This window comes from Pseudomonas sp. VI4.1 (assembly GCF_002029345.1).
GTDB lineage: Bacteria > Pseudomonadota > Gammaproteobacteria > Pseudomonadales > Pseudomonadaceae > Aquipseudomonas.
Genome location: NZ_MULM01000026.1, coordinates 1 through 3,984, shown reverse-complemented (window position 1 = coordinate 3,984; position 3,984 = coordinate 1). Strand labels below are relative to the sequence as shown.

The window sequence follows — 3,984 nt, the reverse complement described above, 5'->3', positions numbered from 1 at the left end:
GGTCCATAACATTCAACATCATCGTTGGACGTTAAGCCGCCTTCGCTGGCAAGCCAGCTCCTACAGGGATGCGGTGTGTCAGGGATTACAGCAGTTCAAAACTCTGCTGCGTCACGTCCTGTGAATCCAGGCCGATCTGCACATTGAACTTGCCCGGTTCCGCCACGTACTTGAGCTGGCCGTTGAAGAACTTCAGATCGTCCTCGGTGATGGTGAAGTGCACGACTTTTTGTTCGCCGGCCTTGAGCATGATTTTCTGGAAGTTCTTCAACTCCTTGACCGGTCGGATCATCGAGCCGGTCACGTCCTGGATGTACAACTGGACCACGGTTTCGCCGTCGCGCTTGCCGGTGTTTTTCAGCATGACGCTGGCGTCGAGCTTGCCGGTCTTGTTCAGCGTGGTCGAGGACAAGGCCATGTCGGTCAGGCTGAAATCGGTGTAGCTCAAGCCAAAACCGAACGCGAACAGGGGACCTGTGGTGTCATCGAAATACTGCGAGGTGTAGTTGCCCGGTTTGCCCGGCGTGAACGGCCGGCCGATGCTCAGGTGGTTGTAGTAGGTCGGAATCTGCCCCACCGAGCGCGGGAAGGTGATCGGTAGTTTGCCCGACGGGTTGTAGTCGCCGAACAGCACGTCGGCGATGGCGTTGCCGCCTTCGGTGCCGCTGAACCAGGTTTCCAGGATCGCGTCAGCCTGTTCCTTCTCTTCGAGAATCGATAGCGGGCGGCCGTTCATCAACACCAGCACCAGCGGTTTGCCAGTGCCTTTCAGTGCCTTGATCAGCTCGCGCTGGTTGACCGGAATATTCAGGTCGGTACGGCTCGACGACTCATGGGACATGCCACGGGACTCGCCCACGGCTGCGACGATGACATCGGCATCCTTGGCGGCCTTCACAGCCTCGTCGATCAGCACTTGGGCCGAGCGCGGGTCGTCCACCACTTCCGGGGCATCGAAGTTGAGGAAGTTCAGGTAATCGAGGACTTTCTTGTCGCCGGTGATGTTGGCGCCACGGGCGTAGATCAGCGTCGACTGTGCGCCCAACGCATGGGTCATGCCATCGAACAGGGTCACCGATTGAGCCGGCCGGCCCGCCGCGGCCCAGCTGCCCATCATGTCGATCGGCGCCTTGGCCAGCGGGCCGACCAGGGCGATTTTCGCAGTTTTCTTCAGCGGCAGGGTGTCGCCCTGGTTTTTCAGCAACACCAGGCTGCGGCGCGCGACATCGCGGGCCTCGCTGCGGTGCAGGCGGCTGTCGGCGTAGGTGTCGACCGGGTCATCCTCAGCCTTGCCGATGCGCAGGTACGGGTCCTTGAACAGGCCCATGTCGTATTTGGCGCCCAGCACGGCACGCACGGCATTGTCGATGTCGCTCTGCTGGATCTCGCCGGCCTTGAGCAGTCCTGGCAGTTCCTTGCCATAGAGCGTGTCGTTCATGCTCATGTGGATGCCGGCCTTGATGGCGAGCTTCGCGGCTTCGCGACCGTCACGGGCGACGCCGTGCTTGATCAGTTCGAAAATCGCCCCGTGGTCGCTGACGGCCAGGCCCTTGAAGCCCCATTGCTGGCGCAACAGGTCATTCATCAGCCAGGTGTCGGCGGTGGCCGGCACGCCGTTGATCGAGTTCAGCGCAACCATCACCCCACCGGCACCGGCGTCGATCGCGGCGCGGTACGGCGGCAGGTAGTCCTGGTACATCTTGACCGGGCTCATGTCGACGATGTTGTAGTCGCGACCGCCCTCGACCGCGCCGTACAAGGCAAAGTGCTTGACGCTGGCCATGATGCTGTCGGCCGCGTTTGCGCCCGCGCCCTGGAAGGCTTTGACCATGACACCGGCGATGCGCGACACCAGGTAAGTGTCTTCGCCGAAGCCTTCGGAGGTGCGGCCCCAGCGTGGGTCGCGGGAGATATCGACCATCGGCGCGAAAGTGATGTCGAGGCTGTCCGCCGCGGCTTCCTTGGCGGCGATGCGCCCGGACAGGCCGATGGCGTCCATGTCCCAGCTCGAAGCCAAGGCTATCGGAATCGGGAAAATCGTGCGGTGGCCGTGGATCACGTCATAGGCGAAGAACATCGGGATCTTCAGCCGGCTGCGCATGGCCGCGTCCTGCATCGGACGGTTTTCCGGGCGGGTGATCGAGTTGAACGTGCCGCCGATGTTGCCGGCGGCGATTTCCTGCCGGATCAGCTCCCGGGGCATTTCCGGGCCGATGCTGATCAGGCGCAGCTGACCGATTTTTTCATCGAGGGTCATTTGCTTCATCAGGTTGCTGACGAAGGCGTCCTTGTTCTCCAGAGGTGCGGGCGTCGTGGCGGCCAATACGGTATGACTGGCCAGGCTGACGAACAGGCCCAGCAAACACAGCTTCTTCATGAATGGTTTTCTCTAAAGCCTAAACGGCAGTGAATACGCGCCGGTCAGCCAAAATTGAGGGAGCGACTATTGTTGTTCAGGTAAATGCAGCACACTTCTATCGTGTTTTAGCGCTGGGGCATCTTTTAGCCCATTGGCTCGATGCATGCCAGTGGCGGCACAGATTATGCCCCAAGAGCCGTCTCAAAGTTCGCAGGTTGTTTTTCAACGGAATGTGCAAGGGAGCGTCAACCAGATGAACGTACGACACCACTATCGATACAGTCTGCGGGTCGCAGCCTTGATGTTACTGACCAGCTTGCTGGCCGGCTGCGGCATCAACAATATTCCGACCCTCGACGAACAGGCCAAGGCCGCCTGGGGCCAGGTGCAGAACCAGTACCAGCGCCGCGCCGACCTGATCCCCAACCTGGTGGAAACGGTCAAGGGCTACGCGCAGCATGAACAGGAGACCTTGACCGCGGTGGTCGAAGCCCGGGCCAAGGCCACTTCGATTCAGGTCGATGCCAACACCCTGGACAACCCGGAGAAACTCAAACAGTTCCAGCAGGCCCAGGATCAGCTGACCGGCGCATTGAGCCGGTTGATGGTGGTCGTCGAGCGCTATCCGGATCTCAAGGCCAACCAGAACTTCCTCGCGTTGCAGTCGCAGCTTGAAGGCACCGAGAACCGCATCGCCGTGGCGCGACGGGATTTCATTCTGGCGGTGCAAAAGTACAACACCGAAATCCGCACCTTCCCCGGTCGCCTGTGGCACACGGTGATGTACAGCGATCTGCCCGTGCGCGAGACCTTCGAGGCCACCAGCCCCGATGCGCAGAAAGCGCCTGAAGTGAAGTTCAAGTAAGCGCCGGTTCAGGTTAGATGCGTCACCATGGATGAGGTTGCCAATGCGCGTGTTGAAAGTTGGCCTGGTGCTGTTGCTCTGGGTGTTGGCCCTGACGGTCCAGGCCGAATTGAAGTTTCCGCAACTGACCGGGCGGGTGGTGGACAACGCCGCAATGATCGAGCCGTCGGTGCGCGAGCAGCTCACCCAGCAGCTAGACGCCCATGAAAAGGCCACCGGTGAACAGTTGGTGGTGGTCACGTTGCCGGATCTGCAGGGCACTGACATCGCGGACTTCGGTTATCAGCTCGGGCGCCACTGGGGCATCGGCCAGAAGGACAAGAACAACGGCGCGTTGCTGATCGTCGCTCGCGATGAGCGCAGGTTGCGCATCGAAGTCGGTTATGGCCTGGAAGAGCGCCTGACCGATGCGCAGAGTTCGGTGATCATCAATCAGGTGATCACCCCGGCGTTCAAGGCCGGCAACTTCAGCAAGGGCATCAGCGACGGGGTCGCGGCGATGCTGGTGGTGCTGGGAGGAAACCCGCTGGATGAACCGTCCACGGTGTACGAGTCCCGAGGCGATCAGCAAAGCGACTTCGTTTCGCGGCATCCGGGGTTGCTGGTGTTTCTGGTGATGCTGTTCATCCTGACGATGTTCGTCTGCCAGGTGCTCGGTATCCTGCCAAGCGGGGGGCGGTGGCGGCCGAGGCGCTCGGGAGGCGGGTTTGGCGGAGGCGGTTTTGGTGGTGGTGGCGGCGGGGGCTTTAGTGGCGGCGGG

Annotated in this window: 3 protein-coding genes; 2 read left to right on the top strand and 1 reads right to left on the bottom strand. The window is 61.1% G+C overall.

Going from position 1 to position 3,984, the window contains the following annotated elements; translation table 11 throughout:
- Positions 1 to 85: 85 nt before the first annotated feature.
- On the bottom strand, positions 86 to 2,377 hold the full coding sequence (gene bglX, locus BZ163_RS00315) for a beta-glucosidase BglX (protein ID WP_128869355.1): 2,292 nt from the start codon (positions 2,375 to 2,377) through the stop codon (positions 86 to 88).
- Positions 2,378 to 2,612: 235 nt separating this feature from the next.
- Here bglX and BZ163_RS00310 point away from each other — a divergent pair, with 235 nt between their 5' ends.
- Positions 2,613 to 3,224: a LemA family protein gene (locus BZ163_RS00310; protein ID WP_128869354.1), complete on the top strand. Its 612-nt coding sequence runs from the start codon at positions 2,613 to 2,615 to the stop codon at positions 3,222 to 3,224.
- Positions 3,225 to 3,267: 43 nt separating this feature from the next.
- Positions 3,268 to 3,984 (top strand): YgcG family protein (locus tag BZ163_RS00305; protein WP_128869353.1); only part of this gene is annotated, 717 nt, incomplete at its 3' end.

What these genes read in the sequence shown, in the direction of transcription:
- BZ163_RS00310 (WP_128869354.1), top strand. Translation starts at nt 2,613, where the DNA reads ATGAACGTACGACACCACTATCGATACAGTCTGCGGGTCGCAGCCTTG.
- bglX (WP_128869355.1), bottom strand. Translation starts at nt 2,377, where the DNA reads ATGAAGAAGCTGTGTTTGCTGGGCCTGTTCGTCAGCCTGGCCAGTCAT.